The 20390-nt window shown below is 33.5% G+C and carries 13 protein-coding genes; 6 read left to right on the plus strand and 7 right to left on the minus strand.

The features are described from left to right. The first annotated feature begins 1 nt into the window (after nt 1). Nucleotides 2–640: an endonuclease III domain-containing protein gene (locus OIU83_RS04000; protein WP_264204975.1), complete on the plus strand. Its 639-nt coding sequence runs from the start codon at nt 2–4 to the stop codon at nt 638–640. 79 nt (nt 641–719) lie between these two features. Here OIU83_RS04000 and OIU83_RS04005 read toward each other — a convergent pair whose 3' ends face one another. Next, complete coding sequence (locus OIU83_RS04005) at nt 720–1988, minus strand: tetratricopeptide repeat protein (RefSeq protein ID WP_264204976.1); 1269 nt, start codon at nt 1986–1988, stop codon at nt 720–722. A gap of 47 nt (nt 1989–2035) precedes the next feature. Continuing rightward, entirely contained in the window at nt 2036–4678 is a 2643-nt protein-coding gene (gyrA, locus tag OIU83_RS04010; RefSeq protein WP_264204977.1) for a DNA gyrase subunit A, read from the minus strand. 257 nt (nt 4679–4935) lie between these two features. On the opposite strand from gyrA, the gene OIU83_RS04015 reads away from it, so the two are divergent. From OIU83_RS04015 to OIU83_RS04025, 3 genes are all read left to right on the plus strand, one after another. Then, nucleotides 4936–7482, plus strand: a complete 2547-nt coding sequence (locus OIU83_RS04015; RefSeq protein ID WP_264204978.1) for an ATP-dependent Clp protease ATP-binding subunit — start codon at nt 4936–4938, stop codon at nt 7480–7482. A gap of 132 nt (nt 7483–7614) precedes the next feature. Continuing rightward, the gene (gene rimK, locus OIU83_RS04020) at nt 7615–8985 is read left to right on the plus strand and encodes a 30S ribosomal protein S6--L-glutamate ligase (protein ID WP_264204979.1); all 1371 of its coding nucleotides are present in this window, start codon (nt 7615–7617) and stop codon (nt 8983–8985) included. Between the two features lie 106 nt (nt 8986–9091). Further along, nucleotides 9092–9604, plus strand: a complete 513-nt coding sequence (locus OIU83_RS04025) for a DUF421 domain-containing protein (RefSeq protein ID WP_264204980.1) — start codon at nt 9092–9094, stop codon at nt 9602–9604. A gap of 91 nt (nt 9605–9695) precedes the next feature. On the opposite strand, the gene OIU83_RS04030 is transcribed toward OIU83_RS04025, so the two are convergent. From OIU83_RS04030 to OIU83_RS04050, 5 genes are all read right to left on the minus strand, one after another. Beyond that, entirely contained in the window at nt 9696–11111 is a 1416-nt protein-coding gene (locus tag OIU83_RS04030; protein ID WP_264204981.1) for an SMI1/KNR4 family protein, read from the minus strand. A 141-nt stretch (nt 11112–11252) separates the two neighbouring features. Beyond that, nucleotides 11253–12587: an inorganic phosphate transporter gene (locus OIU83_RS04035; protein WP_264204982.1), complete on the minus strand. Its 1335-nt coding sequence runs from the start codon at nt 12585–12587 to the stop codon at nt 11253–11255. 33 nt (nt 12588–12620) lie between these two features. Next, nucleotides 12621–13265 carry a DUF47 domain-containing protein gene (locus OIU83_RS04040; protein ID WP_264204983.1) on the minus strand — a complete coding sequence of 215 codons (645 nt, stop codon included), beginning with the start codon at nt 13263–13265 and terminating at the stop codon, nt 12621–12623. A 48-nt stretch (nt 13266–13313) separates the two neighbouring features. After that, nucleotides 13314–14828: a histidine ammonia-lyase gene (gene hutH / locus OIU83_RS04045; RefSeq protein WP_264204984.1), complete on the minus strand. Its 1515-nt coding sequence runs from the start codon at nt 14826–14828 to the stop codon at nt 13314–13316. A gap of 175 nt (nt 14829–15003) precedes the next feature. After that, nucleotides 15004–16107, minus strand: coding sequence for a hypothetical protein (locus OIU83_RS04050; protein WP_264204985.1), 1104 nt, complete (start codon nt 16105–16107; stop codon nt 15004–15006). A 649-nt stretch (nt 16108–16756) separates the two neighbouring features. On the opposite strand from OIU83_RS04050, the gene thrA reads away from it, so the two are divergent. After that, the gene (thrA, locus tag OIU83_RS04055) at nt 16757–19204 is read left to right on the plus strand and encodes a bifunctional aspartate kinase/homoserine dehydrogenase I (protein WP_264204986.1); all 2448 of its coding nucleotides are present in this window, start codon (nt 16757–16759) and stop codon (nt 19202–19204) included. Between the two features lie 156 nt (nt 19205–19360). Beyond that, a complete protein-coding gene (locus OIU83_RS04060) occupies nt 19361–20281 on the plus strand; it encodes a homoserine kinase (RefSeq protein ID WP_264204987.1) in 921 nt (306 codons plus the stop codon). Nucleotides 20282–20390: the final 109 nt, after the last annotated feature.

Raw genomic sequence — 20390 nt, forward strand, 5'->3', positions numbered from 1 at the left:
CATGGACTTGTTTGGAGAAACATCAAATTGGGAAGCAAAATTAGAACCAATTCTAACAAAATATAAAGGAAGAAGACATCCTTTGGATTATCAAAATACATATCAGTTACTTGTGATGGTAATATTGTCTGCACAAGATTCTGATGCGAATATTAATTCGATTGCTCCAATATTGTTTGCTAAATATCCAAACATAGAGAGTCTTGCTACAACAACTCTCGAAGAACTCTTTCCTTACATCAGTAAAGTTAGAAATTATAGAACTAAGGGCGAATGGTTAATTGAGATTGCAACGACATTAAAAAAAGACGAAAATATTCCGATGACCATGAAAGATTTGGTTGCGTTAAAAGGCATCGGTCGAAAGTCGGCAAATGTAATCTTGCGAGAATCAAATAAACCCGCCGAAGGAATTATTGCAGATCTACATGTTATACGTGTTGCTCCAAGAATAGGATTAACAAAAGAACACAAAGACGGTAATAAAGTAGAGAAAGAACTAATGCAAGTTTTACCAACACCTATTTGGGGAGAAATCGGAATGGCACTTTCTTTTTTAGGCAGAGAAGTATGTCGTCCAAAACCAAAGTGCAATGAATGCTTGATTAATCCTTATTGCAATTATTATAATTCTAATTGAAATATACCTTACATATAAGCATAAAAAAACCGAGATAGAATATTCTATCTCGGTTTTTTTATGCTTAGCAAAATAATTTTTACATACTTGCTTTCAATGCTTTATATTCTGCAGTCATTTCAAGCGCACTATAAACGTTTAAAAGCGTTTTAGATATATCTTGATTTTTAGGATCTAACTCCACTGCTTTTTTAAGATAAGGTATTGTGCTTTTGAAAAGAACATTTCTTTTAGCTTTTAACTCATCATAACGTTTCATATCTTTTGCTGAAGTTCCTAGCTTGTTCATCTCATCAATTAGAGGTTTTTCATCTTCTAATTTTAAAGCCGCAAGATTAATATAAGCATTAGTATAATCAGGTTTAATCTCAATTACTTTCAAGTAATACTTTTCAGCATCCACAGGATTTTTAGCATTTCCGCTAATTACTCCTAAATTAAAAAGTAAATCAGGATCGTTTGGATTCTTTTTCAATACCTCATTAATTAACTTTTTGTAAGTTTCGAAATCCTTAGTTTCTAAATACAAGTTTGCCTCTGTTAAAAGTAAAGAGTTATCATCTGGATTTGCAACTCTTGCATCAGCAATCGCTTTCTTTGCTTCTTCTATTTTACCATTTTGAACTAAAATAAGTGAAATGTTTTTATAAATTTCACCTCTTTTAGAAGGTACAACTTCAGTTCTTGGTTTTTCATGTGTTCCAATCTTAACAGAAAGATCTCTTTCATTTGCAGTTGCAAATGAATCTTCTTCTTTCGTTGTCTTATTCATTGCCAAGAAAATTGTCCCTTTTCCTGAATAATTAATTCTTTTTAATTCTTCATAAAGAGGTAATGCTGTATTAAAATCACCTGCATTTACGTAAGTTGAAGCTGCATAATACAAATTGATTGTATCTTTTTTGTCAAGCAAATAAGCATCGTAAATTTTCTTTGCTCCTTCTGCATTTTTATTAACTTTTGAATCTGCTATAGCTCCATTAATCAATCTTCCTTTAATATCCGTGATAGAAGCAGCTGCCTGCGTTGAATATTTGGTTTTTCCAGAAGCTTTTTCTGTACTAATTAATGTCTTGTAAGCATCTGCTGCAAGCGAAAGATTTTTACCTTCTTCAACTCCTTTTTTTGCCAAATCTAAATAAGCATTTCCTTTTACAAAATAAAATTGAGCTTGTTCAGTATCTTTTGCATTAGCAATCAGGTAATCTGCTGAATCCAAGATAGAAATAGCCGACTTAGAGTCACCATTTTTTAATGCTTTTTCAGCGTCTTTAATTTGATCTTTTTGAGCAAAAGTAGCTACCGATATCAATAATGCTGACGCTAGTATTACATATTTACTTTTCATAATATTCTATTTTAATTTATTATAATTGTTTGTTGGATTTCTATTAATTATTCTTCAGATTCTTCTTCTTCCGAATCATCCTCAGCGTCTTCTTCCTCTACATCATCTTCGTCTTCATCATCTTCTACAGGACCTTCGTCTTCAAGTACTTCTAAATCTGGCTTAACTCTTTCGATTACAGATTCGATAACATTACCATCTTCATCAACAATAACTTCTGCAACATCATCTTTCATAACTTTAGTAACAGCTGCGATAGAATCTTTACCTTTTAAGTTAATCAATCTAACTCCCTGAGTGGCACGACCCATTACACGTAAATCCTCAATAGCCATTCTTATTGTTAATCCAGATTTATTGATAATCATTAAATCATCTGCATCTGTTACTGCGTTAATAGAGATAAGTTTACCCGTTTTCTCCGTAATATTAAGAGTTTTCACTCCTTTTCCACCACGATTAGTAATTCTGTAAACATCCTCTCCATCATCATCAACTAATTTGGTACGTTTACCGTATCCATTTTCAGTTACAACCAAAATTTGCGAATCGTTTACATTCTCTTTATCAACCGTAACCATACCAATTACTTCATCAGTATCGTCTTTTAGTGTAATTCCACGAACTCCTGAAGCTGTTCTTCCCATTGGACGGGTTTTAGTTTCTTCAAAACGAACTAATTTACCAGATTTTACAGCTAGAATAATTTGGCTTTCACCATTGGTTAATTTAGCTTCTAATAATTCGTCTCCTTCTTTAATAGTAATTGCAGCAACACCATTTACTCTAGGTTTAGAATATTTCTCTAAAGAAGTTTTCTTAACCTGACCTTTTTTGGTCACCATAACCAGATTATGACTATTGATATAATCTTTATCTTTTAAGTCTTGAGTACAGATGAACGCTTTTACTTTATCGTCGCTTTCTATATTTACCAAGTTTTGGATAGCTCTACCTTTTGCAGTTTTGCTTCCTTCCGGAATTTCGTATACACGCATCCAGAAACATTTACCTTTTTGGGTAAAGAACATCATATATTGGTGGTTGGTGGCTACGAACATATGCTCAAGGAAATCCTGATCTCTTGTTCCTGCACTTTTTTGTCCAACTCCTCCTCTATTTTGCGTCTTATATTCAGTAAGATTTGTACGTTTAATATAACCTGCATGAGAAATTGTAATTACTACATTTTCATCGGCAATTAAATCTTCGATACTTACATCTCCACCAGAATATTCGATTACAGAACGACGGGCATCTCCATATTTCTCACGGATCTCGATAAGTTCTTCTTTGATCAAATTAGTTCTTAACTCTACATCTGCTAATAATGCTTTCAAATGCTCGATTAATTTCATCAATTCCTCATACTCATCTCTTAACTTATCTTGTTCCAGACCTGTTAATTGACGTAAACGCATTTCTACGATAGCACGTGCTTGAATATCTGATAATTTGAATCTTTCGATTAATTTCTCACGAGCTTCTTCAGTGTTTTTCGAACCTCTTATTAAAGCAATTACTTCATCTATATTATCAGATGCAATAATTAAACCTTCTAAGATATGGGCTCTTTCCTCAGCTTTACGTAATTCAAATCTCGTTCTACGAACAACTACATCATGACGGTGCTCAATAAAATAGTGAATCATATCTTTTAGATTCAACATTTGTGGGCGACCTTTTACCAGTGCAATATTATTTACACTAAAAGAGGATTGTAATGACGTATATTTATATAAGGTATTTAAAACTACGTTTGGAGTAGCATCACGTTTTAAGATATAAACGATACGCATACCATTTCTATCCGACTCATCACGGATATTTGCAATTCCATCAATTTTTTTATCATTTACCAAATCAGCAGTACGCTTGATCATTTCTGCCTTATTGACCTGGTATGGGATTTCGGTTACGATGATACATTCTCTACCATCTACTTCTTCAAAACCAACTTTGGCACGCATAACAATACGACCTCTACCTGTTTTAAATGCTTCACGAACGCCTTCGTAACCATATATAATACCTCCTGTTGGAAAATCAGGAGCTTTAATATGTGTTATTAATTCGTCTATTTCAATATCATTATTATCAAGATAAGCTAGTGTACCGTTAATAACCTCAGTAAGGTTATGAGGAGGCATATTGGTCGCCATACCTACAGCAATTCCTGTTGCACCGTTTATTAATAAGGTAGGAACTCTTGTTGGCATTACTTTAGGTTCATACAAAGTATCATCAAAGTTCAATTGAAAATCAACTGTTTCTTTTTCGATATCTGCCATTATTTCTTCCGAAATCTTACGCATTCTAGCCTCTGTATAACGCATTGCTGCCGGGCTATCTCCATCTACAGAACCAAAGTTACCTTGGCCATCAACTAATAAATAACGTAAACTCCATTCTTGAGCCATACGTACCATGGCATCGTAAACTGAAGTATCTCCGTGTGGGTGATACTTACCCAGAACCTCCCCTACGATTCTTGCAGATTTTTTGTGGGCAGATTTTGAAGTTACACCTAAATCATACATTCCGTAAAGAACTCTTCGATGCACTGGTTTCAAGCCATCTCTAACATCAGGAAGCGCTCTCGATACAATTACTGACATCGAATAATCGATGTAAGCTGATTTCATTTCATCCTCTATGTTAATAGGAATTAACTTTTCTCCTTCAGACATAAGTTGTTATATTAAAAAATTATATTAGTTTCAAAACGTGCCAATATACGTCTTTTTGAAATTTTTGAAGGTATTTTACGCTACTTATTTCAATGATTTATTAACAACTTTATTTAGCACTTTGGTTAATAATTTAAACCATATTTAACTGTTTTATTATTATTTTTTTCGTCTCTTAGCTGACATGAGTTTCTAATAGGTATGGTTTTTGTTTTTCATACACTAATTCACTAAATTTACAATACTAATTATATATTATGGATGATAATTTTTCACCAAGAGTAAAAGATGTTATTACCTACAGTAAAGAAGAAGCCTTAAGATTGGGTCACGACTTTATTGGTACTGAACATTTGATGCTGGGCATTTTAAGGGATGGAAACGGAAAAGCCATTCATATATTAAATAACCTAGCAGTCGATTTAGAGCATTTACGTAGGAAGGTCGAAATACTGAGCCCTGCCAATCTTAGTGCCGAAGTTAATGTAGAGAAGAAAAACCTGCACCTTACGCGTCAAGCCGAAAGAGCATTAAAAACTACATTCCTGGAAGCCAAAGTATTCCAAAGCTCATCTATTAGTACAGCACACTTACTTTTATGCATCTTACGAAACGAAAACGATCCAACAACCAAGTTATTGAATAAGCTAAAAATAGATTATGATATAGCTAAAGAACAATATTTAAATATGACTCCAAGCGAAGAAGAATTTTTAGAAAACTTGCCTAGAAACGAATCATATAATGACGATTCAGGACAAGATGACAGTCTTAAAGAAGGAAGTTTTAATAATCCAGCCAATAAGTCTAATAAAAAATCCAAAACTCCTGTTTTAGATAATTTTGGGAGAGATTTAACAGAAATGGCCGAAGAAGGAAAACTAGACCCTGTTGTAGGACGTGAAAAAGAAATTGAACGCGTTTCGCAAATTTTAAGCCGTAGAAAAAAGAACAACCCTTTATTAATTGGTGAACCTGGAGTGGGAAAATCTGCTATTGCAGAAGGCCTAGCCTTGCGTATTGTTCAGAAAAAAGTATCCCGTATCTTATTTCACAAACGCGTAGTAACCTTAGACTTAGCAAGCCTTGTAGCAGGTACCAAATATCGTGGCCAGTTTGAAGAACGTATGAAAGCGGTAATGAATGAGCTAGAAAAAAATGATGATATCATCCTTTTTATCGATGAAATTCACACTATCGTTGGTGCTGGAGGTGCAACTGGATCTCTAGATGCATCGAATATGTTTAAACCTGCATTATCAAGAGGAGAAATCCAATGTATTGGAGCAACTACACTTGACGAGTACAGACAATACATAGAAAAAGACGGCGCGTTAGAAAGACGTTTCCAAAAAGTAATTGTAGAACCAACTTCTGTTGCAGAAACAATTGAGATTTTAAATAATATTAAAGACAAATACGAAGATCACCACAACGTAACCTATACACCTGAAGCAATCGAAGCTTGTGTAAAATTAACAAACCGATATATGTCGGAGCGTTTCTTACCAGACAAAGCGATTGATGCTCTTGATGAAGCTGGATCTCGTGTACATATTACCAATATTGATGTTCCTAAACAAATTTTAGATTTAGAACGTCAACTGGAAGAAGTGCGCGAACTGAAAAACGTAGTTGTTAAAAAACAAAAATATGAGGAAGCAGCTAAACTTCGTGATGACGAAAAACGCATCGAAAAAGAGTTAGCCGTAGCTCAGGAACAATGGGAAGAAGATTCTAAAAACAACCGAATCCTAGTAACCGAAGATAATGTTGCTGACGTAGTGTCTATGATGACAGGAATTCCTGTAAACAGAATTGCACAAACAGAAAGTAACAAATTAGCCAAATTACCTGAATTAATTCAAGATAAAGTAATTGGTCAAAATGAAGCAGTTTTAAAAATTGCTCGTTCTATCCAACGTAACAGAGCTGGTCTTAAAGACCCAAACAGACCTATTGGATCATTCATTTTCTTAGGACAAACCGGTGTTGGTAAAACCCAACTGGCAAAAGTTCTGGCAAAAGAATTATTCGATTCTGAAGATGCTTTAGTTCGTATTGACATGAGCGAATACATGGAGAAATTTGCTATTTCACGTTTAGTTGGAGCACCTCCGGGATACGTTGGTTACGAAGAAGGTGGACAATTAACCGAAAAAGTTCGTAGAAAACCTTACTGTGTAGTACTTTTAGATGAGATTGAAAAAGCACATCCAGATGTATTCAACATGATGCTTCAAGTACTTGATGATGGATATTTAACTGATAGTTTAGGTCGAAAAATTGATTTTAAAAACACTATAATTATCATGACTTCAAATGTTGGAGCAAGACAATTAAAAGATTTTGGTCAAGGAGTTGGATTTGGAACTGCTGCAAAAATAGCCCAAGCTGATGATAATTCTAAAAGCATTATTGAAAACGCCTTGAAGAAAACATTTGCACCAGAATTCTTAAACAGAATTGATGATGTTATTGTATTCAACAGTTTAGAGAAAAGCGATATTGATTTGATTATCGAAATTGAACTTAAAAAACTATACTTACGTGTAGAAGAGTTAGGTTATAAATTAAATCTTACTGATAAAGCTAAAGCATTCATTGCAGACAAAGGTTTTGATAAGCAATTTGGAGCAAGACCTCTAAAAAGAGCAATTCAGAAATACGTAGAAGATATATTGGCAGAAGAGATAATTACTTCTAAAATTACTTCAGGCGATGAAATTTTAATTGACTTAAACGAAACTTCGCAAGAACTTACAGTTGATGTACATAAAGCCGAAGAACCAACAAATCAATAATCTAATTTATTTTTTATAACAAAATATAAACCCGTTACGTTTTTTATAACATAACGGGTTTATTCTTTATAGGAAATCGATCAATTATTAAAAACAAATATTTACTTTTGATTAAGTAAAACAAATCAAATTATGCTTCAAAATAAAGTCATCTTAGGTAGCGAAGAATGGTGCTCTTTTCCTGAATTGGGAATCCCAACGATTAAAGCACGTGTAGATTCGGGTGCAAAAACATCGGCGATGCATGCCATTAATATTGCTCCTTTTATAAAAAATGATGCCAATTGGGTTAAATTTGATATTAATCCGATACAAAATAATACCAAAACAATAATACATTGCGAAGCTCCTTTGGTAGACAAAAGAGTTGTAAAAAGCTCTAGCGGCTTTAGAGAACAGCGCTATGTTATTCAAACCAGTCTAAAGATTGGGGATGCCAAATGGCCTATAGAAATGACTCTTACAAATCGAGATTCGATGGGTTTTAGAATGCTTTTAGGTCGTGAAGCCATGAGCGGCAGAGTACTTGTAGATCCAGAAGAAAAATACCTTTTGGGACAACCAACATCTGACACGCTAAAAGAATTATATCAAAACTCCGAAAAAGCAAGTTCTGGATTACGAATTGGACTCTTAGCTAGTAATCCCGAATTATATAGCAATAAAAGAATCATGGAAGCCGGCGAAATGCGAGGTCATGAGATGCAGTTCTTAAACATCAAGGAATGTTACATGAAACTCGATGCAAAAACGCCTGAAATCCATTATCGTGGCGGAAAAATATTAAATCAATTTGATGCTATTATTCCGCGTATTCGACCAAGTATTACTTTTTACGGTTGTGCATTAACACGTCAGTTTGAAGCATTGAAGGTTTTTTGTTTAAATTCAGCTTCAGCAATAACTCAATCACGAGATAAATTATACTCTTTACAATTATTATTGAATAGCGGAATTGATATCCCAACAACTGGTTTTGCCAATTCGCCTTTGGATACCGATGATTTAATTAAAATGGTTGGAGGTTCTCCTTTAATCGTAAAATTACTAGAAGGTACTCAAGGTAAAGGTGTTGTATTGGCAGAAACAAAAAAGGCTGCAGAAAGCGTTATAAACGCCTTTAAAAGCCTAAATGCCAACATTCTGGTACAAGAGTTCATCAAGGAAGCAAACGGTAAGGATATACGTTGTTTTGTAATCGACGGAAAAGTGGTTGCAGCAATTCAACGTGAAGCTATGCCAGGAGAATTTAGAGCAAACATTCACCTAGGAGGAACGGCTTCGATATTAAAAATAACCAGCGAAGAAAAAAGAATTGCAATCAAAGCAGCCAAAGCAATGGATTTAAAAGTTGCCGGAGTTGATATTATCCGTTCATCCAAAGGACCTTTATTACTTGAAGTAAACTCTTCTCCTGGACTGGAAGGAATTGAAGGAGCTACAAATAAAGATGTTGCAGGAGAAATGATAAAAGCCATTGAAAAGAATTTTAGACTGAAATAAGTTTACAGTACGCAGTTACAGTTCACAGTATCAGTTACCGAATACTGTAAACTGTAACTGAATACTACCACTGAATATCGTGACTTAAAAACGAATACTAAAAAAAATGAATCCATATCTCGATATTATCATCCGTAGTACGTGTGTTTACTTTTTTATGGTAATTGCATTACGTGTTTTTGGAAAAAAAGAATTATCCCAACTTAATACTGCCGATGTAATCCTGATTTTATTAATTAGTAATGCGGTACAAAATGCAATGGTAGGAAGTGACACCAGCCTTTCTGGCGGAATTGCAGCCGCTGCCGTACTATTTGTCATTAATTACATTCTAAAAAAACTTACGTACCGATATAAAGGTCTATATAATCTTCTGCTCGAAAAACCCGAAATCCTAGTCCATAATGGACATATCGATTTTAAATCATTAAGCAAATTAAACATATCATCCGACGAACTCGAAGAAGCAATGCGTGAACATGGTGTAGAACACTACAAAGATGTAAAATTAGCAATGCTGGAAATAGATGGCACAATTAGTATTATTTCTCAGAATACAGAACAACTAAAGCAAACAATATACAAACGAAAACGCAATCATAAAAACTTTCAAAAATAGTTTTACAAAAACATAAATCACAAAAGAAAGATAGTTTCCCTACTGAGACTATCTTTCTTTTTATTACTAAATCTAAGAAGCCACAGTCTATTTATTTCCAAAACTGAAACCATTTTTTCCCTTTGCAATACACATCGATATCTATATTTTTAATTGTGGTATTAGATAAACCGAATGGCTTAAGCCTATGATTTAGGTTTACCAAAATGCAATCCTGCTCTTTCGGAAACTTTTCTGCGATAAACTTATAACATTGTAAAAGTCTCTTATCTTCCACCCCATCCAAAGCCTGCAATACCGAATGAATAACTATATTCGAACTATCACTTAGTCCAGCAATAAATACATCTATATATTGACTTTTATTACTTAATTGCCCAAGGGAATAATAAGCGCTAATCCTAATATTTTCACTTTCATTTACTGTAAAAGGAACGATAAAGCGTGCATAATCAATATTCATCTCTTTCAATAAATAAGTACAAAATCTAAAAGTTTCTTCGTTATTTATTTTTCCAATATTTGACTCTATAACTTTCAACCAATCTGAACTTTTATCTTTTGCATACCAAAATACAAATTGAAAAACATCTAATAAACTCTCTTTTGTAAAATCCAATAAATACGGATATGCTCTTTCGTAATCAACTTTTGTGAGTATCTGAAGTAATGTTTTCTGAATCTCACCATTACTCCCTTTATATTCCTCTTCGATTAAATCTAGCACTTCTGGATCTAACTTTTGCTTATTTAAAATCCCAGCCAAACAATCAATCTTAACCTCATATTCTGTAGTCGAAAAGTATATTTTTAAAATATCCGATGCTGAACCGCCCATCGTATACCCAAACCAACTTGGCGTATCCTTTATTAAGTCTCCAGAAATCACTTCGTCAAGCCACCTTTCATACCAATCTAAAAAATTCAACTCGTAAGAAAACCTGGGCTTACATCTTTCACTATCAACATTTATGACCCTTCCTTTAAATTCACCATTTAAAACAAGTGCGTGATAATAAGTACAACCTTGGCTACCAATAGGCAATATACCAGAAAATATTTTTCCTAATTCAAGATCAAAATCCTTGTCGGAAATATCGTCATTGCTATCAATATTTTTCGTCAACTCCATCCAGAAGTCATCTGCCATTTTTGGATAAAGTTTACAATCTTCTTTCAGATATTCCTCTGTATTTTCATAGATAAATTCATCTACATTTTCTCCAAGTGGATAAATTCCATAAAAAGGTCCTGCAGCCGAAGACGAGAATGACTCACCAGCATTTCCAACATTCATTAAAAAAGCTTTATAACAATCAGGAAGTCCTACATTGTATTTAGTCTCAAATTTTACAATATCTTCCTTACTTACAACTTCTCCTAAAGTATATTTATGACTCGAAGCTCCAAATACTTTCAGGTTTTCATCTGTCTCTTTAGCTTCAACTAACTTACTTTTAATTCTTTCTATTTGTTCAGTCATGAACCTATCATGTGATTCTTCCATTTCGATCTTTATTCCTTCATTCTTGTATTAGAGTAGAATAAATGTACTCTATTTTAGTTTTAAAGCAAATTCATTTCTACAAACAAAAAAAGGATAGTTTCCTGATTGAAACTATCCTTTTTTTTATTCTCATTTAGTCTTTTATGATATAAAAATACTAAGTATATAATATACTATCGCAGCCAAAATAGCCGAAATAGGAATTGTCAATATCCAAGCCCAAATCAAACTTACAGTAACTCCCCAACGAACAGCAGAAACACGTTTTGTTAATCCAACTCCGATGATAGATCCTGTAATAGTATGTGTTGTACTTACTGGTATTTTTAAATGTTCTGTAAAATATAATGTTAATGCTCCTGCGGTTTCGGCAGCAACACCTTCAAATGAAGTCACTTTTGTAATTTTAGAACCCATTGTTTTTACAATTTTCCAACCACCACTTAATGTTCCAGCTGCAATAGCAGAATAACACGCCAAAGGAATCCATCCCGGCATTATTCCTTTTACACCTAAATCATCATTTGGCAATACAACATCTAACCAAGAATCCATATGAACACCTGGATTTGTATGAATATATACCGCCACAGCCGCAGCAATAATACCCATTACTTTTTGAGAATCATTACCACCATGACCTAAACTAAAGGCCGCAGAAGATAATAATTGCATTTTCTTTAAAGCTGCATCTGCCTGATGTAAATTCAGACTACTGAATATCAAACAAAAAGCACTTACTGTTAAGATAATAAAGGCAACTAAAAACCATTTAATATTGTGCGGATCAAAAGCTACACTCCAAAAATGTGACTCGAATCTAGGTTTATCAATATTAGCATATGGTACCATTAGACTACTAACCAACCAAACCGTAGCAATCATTAAGGCTACTGTAAATATTTTAGGACCAATTATTTTACGAGAAGCATTTAACAGCCAGATCGATATTAAATACGAAGCCAATGCTCCTAATAAAGGTGCCAGAACAATAAAAGCAATAATGATAAGAACTCCCGAAGGCATCCCTCCATCTTTCCCTGCCTTATACCAACTTACGATTTCGTACCAATATTGCGTTGTTCCATCTTCTCCTACATAACCTGAGAATCCATGTACAGCGATTGCATGTGCAACTGCTGCTCCGGCAAAACCTCCGATTAAAGTATGCGATGAACTAGAAGGAATTCCTAACCACCAAGTCAATAAATTCCAACAAATAGCTGCAATTACCCCTGCAAGAATCACAACCAGATTGATTTCCATAGTGTGAGCTGTTTTAGCAACAGTATCTGCAACACCAAATCCGAAAACCCAATATGCCAAAAAGTTAAAAAATGCTGCCCAAAGAACGGCCTGAAAAGGCGTTAAAACCTTTGTAGCAACAACTGTAGCTATAGCATTTGCCGCATCATGAAAACCGTTGATGTAATCAAAAATTAAAGCTAATACTATAATAATTATAAGTAGCGTCATAAAATTATAACTTCAGAATGAAATGAATTGAATTTAAGAATGTTTTACAGAAATAGATTCTAGTATGTTTGCAACACTCTTACATTTATCTGTTGCTGATTCTAAAACAGATAACACTTCTTTATATTTAATAATATTTTTAGCGTCTGTTTCGTTTTCAAAAATTTCAAAAACTGCTTTGTTATATACATTGTCCGATTTATTTTCCAGTTTATTAATCCTGGCACAAGCATCTTTAATGACTTTAAAATTCTTTAAATTTCTCAATTCTTTCACAGCGCTATCAATATTCTGACATGCTTCAAGATTGATTTCTGTCATTTTTCTGATAGATTTTGTAATCTTATCAACTTGATATAACCTCATTCTGCTTGCAGCTCCATGCAAATGATCGGCAACGTTATCAATAGAGGTAATCAACGAGTGAATATCTTCTCTATCAAATGGTGTAATGAAGTTTCTACTCAATTCAAGGTTAGTCTGACGCGTGATATCTTCGCCTTTTTGTTCCAATTCATCAATCTTTTGAAAAAGCACTTCTCTTTCTTTCAAAGGAAGATTTACTGCTTCGTGCAAGTTTGAAGCTAATTCAATTAAATTGCTTGATGCTTCTTCAAAAAGTGGAAAGAATTTTTTGTCTTTCGGCACTAAAAATTGGAAAATACTGTTTATTGACATTTTTATCTTTTTAATACTGCAAAATTACTTCAATATTCTTTCGCTATGTTAAGCCATTGTTAACAAATCATTTTCAATTTGGAAACTATTCAAAAATGAAATAGTCTTTTCTATGTCATAATGTAAGATTCTATCCTCAGTAACCAGCGGTACCACTTCACGATAGCTACTTAGAAACATCTCTATAAATTCACTTGATTTTAAAGGATTTCTATAGGCAATTGCCTGAGAAGCATTAAGTAATTCGATAGCAAGAATACGCTCTAAATTATCCATAACACGCAAAGCTTTTGTAGCACCATTAGCGCCCATACTCACGTGATCTTCTTGTCCGTTACTTGAAACTATACTATCAACACTAGCTGGGGTTGCCAATTGTTTGTTTTGGCTTGCAATACTTGCTGCGGTATATTGTGGTATCATCAACCCGGAATTTAAACCTGGATTATCAACCAAAAATGCCGGAAGATCTCTCAATCCCGAAATTAACTGATACGTTCTTCTTTCAGAAATACTTCCTAATTCTGCCAAAGCAATTGCCATAAAATCTAAGGCTAATGCCAAAGGTTGTCCGTGGAAATTTCCGCCAGAAATAATTTGATCGCTTTCGATAAATATATTAGGATTATCGGTAACTGAATTTATTTCGGTTTTAAAAACTTTTCTCACATAATCAATCGCATCTTTTGATGCTCCATGAACTTGTGGCATACAACGGAACGAATAAGGATCCTGAACATGCGTTTTTACCTGCTCTATAATTTCGCTTCCTTCTAGGAATTCTTTGACACGCTGTGAAGTAACAATTTGTCCTTTGTGAGGGCGTATAAAATGAATCAATTCATGGAAAGGTTCAATTCTTCCGTCGAAACCTTCTAATGAAATTGTCCCAATTAAATCGGCTAGATAAGAAAACTTATATGCTTTCATTAATATATGTGCTCCATAAGCACTCATAAATTGTGTTCCGTTTAATAATGCTAATCCTTCTTTGGATTGTAATACTATTGGCTCCCAATTAAAATGCTTTAAAACTTCGCTTGAGTGCACTTTCTTACCTTCAAAATATACTTCACCTTCACCCAATAACGGTAAAGACAAATGTGCCAATGGCGCTAAATCTCCAGATGCTCCAAGTGATCCCTGCGTATATACAACTGGTAAAACATCATTGTTATAGAATGCTACAAGACGTTCCAATGTTTGTAATTGTATAGCCGAATGCCCATAGCTTAAAGATTGTATTTTAAGCAACAACATCAATTTCACAATTTCTTGTGGTACCTCCTCACCTGTTCCGCAAGCATGAGATTTTACAAGGTTTTCTTGAAGTTTAGATAAGTTTTCATTAGAAATTTTCACATTACAAAGTGATCCAAATCCTGTATTGATACCATAAATAGGCTCAGAATGTGAGGCCATTTTTTTATCTAAATAATCTCTGCACTTCTGAACGTTAATTTTTGCTTCATCAGATAATTCTAATGTTTTTTGCTCTACAATTATTTCTTGTAGTTGCTCTAAATTCAGTAGCTCAGTACTGATATAATGGATGTTGTTCATTTTGTATTGTATTTGAACGTCAAAATTCAGCAAATCAATATTAAAAAGCAATGTTTATTGAGGATTATTTAATCTTCATAGTAAATAAAAATAAAGAGACAAGCCAAAAACAACAAAAGCAACCCGTTTAGAGTTGCTTTTGCTTTAATTTTAGAAATATAAAAAAACTCTTAAATTAATAAGTATAAGTAGTTTTTTCAGTTAGCACCGGTATAGAAGATGTTGTATCATATCTTTTTTTTGTCAAAAAGTAACCATTTTCATTGTAAGTATATTCACTTTTTGATGATAGCGTCTCAAATACACTTCCATTCTCACTTACAACTACCGAAGAGCTAATTTCGTTATTATAGCTAGTACTAGTTCCAAAAAAATTATTATGTGCAAAAACGTTCTTGTATACATATTCATTTGTATCAAAAACACAATTTGCTACTTCTTTATAATTAATAGTACCACCTAGTAAAACTGAATAAACGTATTTTACCAAATTACCTTTTTCCAAAGTAAGCACCCAAGTCTCAAAATTAGGCGAACTAGCATTCGTCATAGTAGTTGTTCCATCATCATTGTATACATAATTAATTATATTATTGCTTCCATCTGATTTTTTTCTTATCACAGACACCAATTTCTTTTTTTCATTATATACATAATCAATAGAAGATACAAAAGCATTATTATCAACATTATAGTAGGCTATTTTTTCAATTAAATCTCCATTATAGGTATACTTACCGATTCGATCCGTTACCATTGCTGTTTGATCACTTAATCTAGTAGTAGTCGTTTTAAGAGTTTCGCTTACTAATTTGGTGATATTGGTTGTTTCATAAGTATATATGTATTCTGTTTTCGTGTTATACTTGCTAGTAATTGATTCTACCGTTTTTGTTTTAGGAAGCTCAAGTATTACTTTGTCAGAAACCACCCCTTTTATACTTTCCAAACTTCCTGAATTAGCCGTAACAGAATAAGAAAAAGTGCCCGTAGACGCAAGTACATCTGTAAATTTTGGTTCAGAAAGTGGAACTGTATTAATTTTTACAGGATTACCATTTCTGTAAACATTATATGTAATACCAGTACCTACCACAACTGGCCAACTTACATCTACAACATTTCCATTCAAAACTGCTTGAGTTGCCGTAGGGGCTGATGGAGCTATTGGAACGACGGGAACAACTGGTACGACAGGTGGTACGGAATTATCTTCTTCACTACGACAAGATACAAGTATGAAAAAAGACATAAATAACAGGGTAATTTTTTTCTTCATTTTTTATGTTTTTTTTAATTATTTCAGCGAAAACAGCTAAAACAAACACAAATAACTAAAGATTTTACATGTTAAATACACAATTCATTAATAATGATTCTTTTAAAATTAATTACATCAATTCTCAGTAATATAAACCTTTATAACTTGAAAGCAAAAATAAGATGGTAAATATTAAAAAGAGAAGTCCTACATTGCATACATCTATTTATTTAGCCCATGAAACATCATTTATAAGCAAACTAGATTCCTCTTTTAGCTTAAGCAAAAGAAAAACAACACCCTAATTTCAACGTAAATATATGAATAACCTATTTTGAAGCATTTAATTTTAACAAATAATCAGTATAACAATATTACTCACCTGATTATTAAAATATTCGTAAAAACCCAATTTGATTTTTTGCTCTTTATAAAAACTTGTACATTTGAAAAATCAAAAATGAAAGATAACAGTATAAAATATCACTCTTCGATAACAACTCAAAACTGGGTTGCAATTACTGCTACAACAACTTCTACAATTACTACTACCCCTTAGGGGTATACATTTTTACATATAATCCAGTTATCCATACTTTTTTTCCTAAAAAGAAGAAAGGCATTGAATACGTATAAACGCTTGTATTTATAAAATAAAATAATCACAATGAGAATATTAAAATTTGGTGGTACTTCGGTCGCCAATGCCGAAAATATAAAAAGAGTTTTAGAAATTGTAAACCAAAAATCAAAACAAGATCAATTAGTAGTTGTAGTTTCCGCTTTAAGCAAAGTAACCGATTTACTTCAGGCTGCTGCCGCAAAAGCTGCTTCTAATGACGAAAGTTTTAAAGATATAGTTGCCGAAATAGAGAAAAAACATTTAGACACCTTAAAAGCTTTAATTCCTGTTAGTGAACAAAGTAGCTTATTAAGCCACGTAAAAAGAATCATAAACCACCTTGAAACTTTACTTGATGGTTGTTTCTTATTGGGCGAATTATCCAATAGAACATCAGATACTATCTTGAGTTTTGGAGAATTACTTTCGTCATATATTATTGCCGAGGCTTTAAAACAAACTAATAAAAACAGCGGTTATAAAGACAGCCGTGAACTTATAAAAACCAATAATCAATTTGGGAAAGCTGCCGTAAACTTTGAAGTTACGAATCAATTAATTCGTGATTATTTTGCTACAAATGAATCTCAAGTAGTTATCATGCCTGGTTTTATTGCTTCTTCTCTAGATGGAATCATTACTACATTAGGCCGTGGTGGATCTGATTATACTGCTGCAATTCTGGCTGGTGCACTTGATGCAAAAGAATTAGAAATCTGGACAGATGTAAACGGAATGTACACTGCCAATCCGAAAATTGTAAAACAAGCACAACCAATTGCATCAATTTCTTATCAGGAGGCGATGGAGTTATCTCATTTTGGTGCCAAAGTTTTATATCCACCGACAATTCAGCCTGTATTAAGAAAAAATATTCCAATTGTAATCAAAAACACTTTTGAACCAGAATCGGAAGGAACTTATATTTCGAACAAAGTAATTACTCATACAAGTCCTGTAAAAGGAATTAGCCATATTGATAATATCTCCTTACTTACTCTTGAAGGCCCGGGAATGATTGGAGTTGCAGGTTCATCAAAACGCCTTTTTGAAGTTTTATCCAATGAGAATATCAATGTTATTTTTATTACTCAGGCCTCATCGGAACATTCTATTTGTATTGGTATTTTAAATGCCGATGCCGAAAATGCTGAACAAGCAATTAATCAAGCTTTTGAAGTAGAAATCACTCAAAATAAAGTTGATCCTTGTATCGTCGAGAAAAATCTTTGCATTATTGCTTTGGTTGGTGAAAACATGAAAAATCACCAAGGTTTGAGCGGAAGAATGTTTAGTACTTTGGGGAAAAATAACGTAAATATTCGTGCCATTGCACAAGGTGCATCCGAGCGAAATATCTCGGTTGTAATTAATGAGCGTGATGTAAAAAAAGCACTAAATACGTTACACGAAAACTTCTTTGAAGAAAACACCAAACAACTCAACCTGTTTGTAATGGGAGTTGGAAATGTAGGAGAAAAATTCATCGAACAAATTCACAATCAAAGAAAGTTTCTGAAAGAAAACCTAAAGATAAATGTTCGCGTTATAGCTTTATCCAATTCAAGAAAAATGATTTTCGACGAGGATGGAATTTCTCTTAAAGAATGGCAATCTAATCTTGAAAACGGAGAAACTGCTAGTAAGGACTTATTTATAGAACGTGCAAAAGAACTGAATTTACGTAACAGTATTTTTGTAGACATTACTGCAAATGCAAGTGTTTCGGAAACTTATGAAAACTTCTTAAAACAAAGTATTGCCGTTGTAACTTGTAATAAAATTGCCTGTTCATCTGAATATGATAATTACAAAAAACTAAAAAGTTTATCCCGTCAATATAATGCTCCTTTTTTATTCGAAACCAATGTTGGCGCTGGATTACCAATTATAGATACTGTAAAAAACTTAATCGCATCTGGTGACAAAGTACATAAAATTCAAGCTGTTTTATCAGGAAGTTTAAATTTCATTTTTAATAATTTTAATAAAGACAACTCATTCCACGATGTCGTAAAAGAAGCTGGAGTACAAGGTTTTACAGAACCGGATCCTAAAATTGACTTAAGTGGAATAGATGTTGCCAGAAAAATTTTAATCCTGATTAGAGAAAGTGGTTATGAAATGGATATCGATGCTATTGCAAACGAATCTTTCATGCCAGCAGAATCTCTTGCAACAACTACAAACGAAGCTTTCTTTGAATCATTAAAGAAACATTCAGCACATTTTGAAGCTATATATGATGAAGCTTTAAGCAAAGATTCAAGGTTAAAATATGTAGCTCAATTCGAAAACGGAAAAGCAAGCGTAGGATTACAATTCATCCCAAAAGATCATCCATTCTATAACCTGGAAGGAAAAGATAATATCGTATTGTTTTACACCGATCGTTATGTTGATCAGCCTTTGCTTATAAAAGGTGCAGGAGCTGGAGCAGCAGTTACCGCTTCAGGAATTTTTGCAGATGTAATTCGAATAGGGAATAATTAGAGGAAGGTACTAAGATGCTAAGTTACTAAGGTTCTGAGAAAAACACGAAACTTAGTATCTTAGGAATTCTAAATACTATTATAAAGATATAAAGAGGTTATTAAAGAAAAAGCTTAGGAGCTTAGCAACTTAGAGTCTCAGAAACTTAAAAAAAAAATGAAAGAAATAAAACTATTTTGTCCGGCAACAATTGCCAATCTCTCGTGTGGATTTGATGTTCTCGGACTTTGTTTAGAAACTGCGGGCGATGAAATGATCGTTCGCAAATCGGATCAAAAAGGCGTTCGTATCACAAAAATTGTTGGCGCCGATTTGCCTTTAGAAACAGAAAAAAATGTGGCTGGAGTTGCAGCATTGGCAATGCTTGAAACCATAGAAACCGATTTTGGATTTGAGATCGAAATTTATAAGAATATCAAAGCCGGAAGCGGAATTGGTAGTAGTGCCGCAAGTTCTGCTGGTGCTGTATTTGGCATAAACGAATTATTAGGACGTCCATTTTCTAGAAAAGAATTGGTACAATTTGCAATGCAAGGCGAAAAATTAGCTAGCGGAAATGCTCATGCCGACAATGTTGCTCCTGCCCTTTTAGGCGGTTTTACTTTGGTAAGAAGCTACAATCCGCTGGATATTATAAAAATAGATAGTCCAGAAGAATTATATGCTACAGTTGTACATCCTCAAATTGAGTTAAAGACATCTGATGCACGTTCCGTATTAAAACAAAATGTTTCCCTAAAAAGTGCCATCATGCAATGGGGAAATGTAGGTGGCTTAATTGCTGGATTGTATACTAAAGATTACGATTTAATCGGAAGATCTCTTCATGATGAAATCGTAGAACCTTTACGAAGTGTCTTGATTCCTGGTTTTGATTTAATCAAACAAGCGGCTCTAGAAAATGGCGCATTAGGCTCTGGAATTTCAGGTTCTGGCCCTTCTATTTTTGCTTTAAGCAGAGGAAAAGAAACCGCTGAAAAAATTGGTAAAGCCATGAGTGAAGTATATGACAATATAGATTTACCATACGAAATTCACGTTTCGAAAATTAATCCTGAGGGAGTACGTGTAATTTAATCCCCCTAACCCCCGAAGGGGGAATAAAAAAATCGAAATTTACAATTATAGAAATCGAATAAACATATCCTGAATCCGGTTACAACTCCCTCCCCTTTGGGGAGGGTTG

Origin of the sequence: Flavobacterium shii (assembly GCF_025847235.1) — a bacterium.
Taxonomy (GTDB): domain Bacteria; phylum Bacteroidota; class Bacteroidia; order Flavobacteriales; family Flavobacteriaceae; genus Flavobacterium; species Flavobacterium shii.

What these genes read in the sequence shown, in the direction of transcription:
- OIU83_RS04000 (WP_264204975.1), top strand. Translation starts at nt 2, where the DNA reads ATGGACTTGTTTGGAGAAACATCAAATTGGGAAGCAAAATTAGAACCA.
- OIU83_RS04005 (WP_264204976.1), bottom strand. Translation starts at nt 1,988, where the DNA reads ATGAAAAGTAAATATGTAATACTAGCGTCAGCATTATTGATATCGGTA.
- gyrA (WP_264204977.1), bottom strand. Translation starts at nt 4,678, where the DNA reads ATGTCTGAAGGAGAAAAGTTAATTCCTATTAACATAGAGGATGAAATG.
- OIU83_RS04015 (WP_264204978.1), top strand. Translation starts at nt 4,936, where the DNA reads ATGGATGATAATTTTTCACCAAGAGTAAAAGATGTTATTACCTACAGT.
- rimK (WP_264204979.1), top strand. Translation starts at nt 7,615, where the DNA reads ATGCTTCAAAATAAAGTCATCTTAGGTAGCGAAGAATGGTGCTCTTTT.
- OIU83_RS04025 (WP_264204980.1), top strand. Translation starts at nt 9,092, where the DNA reads ATGAATCCATATCTCGATATTATCATCCGTAGTACGTGTGTTTACTTT.
- OIU83_RS04030 (WP_264204981.1), bottom strand. Translation starts at nt 11,111, where the DNA reads ATGGAAGAATCACATGATAGGTTCATGACTGAACAAATAGAAAGAATT.
- OIU83_RS04035 (WP_264204982.1), bottom strand. Translation starts at nt 12,587, where the DNA reads ATGACGCTACTTATAATTATTATAGTATTAGCTTTAATTTTTGATTAC.
- OIU83_RS04040 (WP_264204983.1), bottom strand. Translation starts at nt 13,265, where the DNA reads ATGTCAATAAACAGTATTTTCCAATTTTTAGTGCCGAAAGACAAAAAA.
- hutH (WP_264204984.1), bottom strand. Translation starts at nt 14,828, where the DNA reads ATGAACAACATCCATTATATCAGTACTGAGCTACTGAATTTAGAGCAA.
- OIU83_RS04050 (WP_264204985.1), bottom strand. Translation starts at nt 16,107, where the DNA reads ATGAAGAAAAAAATTACCCTGTTATTTATGTCTTTTTTCATACTTGTA.
- thrA (WP_264204986.1), top strand. Translation starts at nt 16,757, where the DNA reads ATGAGAATATTAAAATTTGGTGGTACTTCGGTCGCCAATGCCGAAAAT.
- OIU83_RS04060 (WP_264204987.1), top strand. Translation starts at nt 19,361, where the DNA reads ATGAAAGAAATAAAACTATTTTGTCCGGCAACAATTGCCAATCTCTCG.